The sequence below is a fragment of the Comamonas suwonensis genome, from assembly GCF_012844455.2.
Lineage (GTDB): Bacteria > Pseudomonadota > Gammaproteobacteria > Burkholderiales > Burkholderiaceae_C > Comamonas > Comamonas suwonensis.
Window position 1 is genome coordinate 1 of record NZ_JABBCQ020000066.1, and the last position, 280, is coordinate 280.

The 280-nt window shown below is 62.5% G+C and carries 1 protein-coding gene; it reads right to left on the reverse strand.

Annotation, left to right across the window (positions count from 1 at the left end):
• Positions 1 to 97 precede the first annotated feature (97 nt).
• Positions 98 to 280, reverse strand: a 183-nt coding sequence (locus HF327_RS21870) for a hypothetical protein (RefSeq protein ID WP_198462449.1), incomplete at its 5' end; no start/stop codon positions are given.

Genomic DNA, 280 nt, shown 5'->3' on the forward strand with positions numbered 1-280 from the left:
GCGCTGGTGTAACGCCACACGACAGTGGCGCTGCGGTCAAACTGGTACAGGCGAGCCGACTGGCCCGCGCTGATGCTGGTTTCATAGTCATTGAAGCTCATGCGGCCTCCAGGTCGGCACGCACGCCCCGAAACTTGAGCGTGGCCTTGGCCAGCCCGTCCGCATCCGTGTGGTGAGTGATTTCGGCGTTGTCCTCTGCCAGGCGGCACAGTGCCATAAAGCTGATGCGAGTGATGGCCGAGGCAGAAACACCAGCAGGCAATGGCTGGTCAAGCGCCAG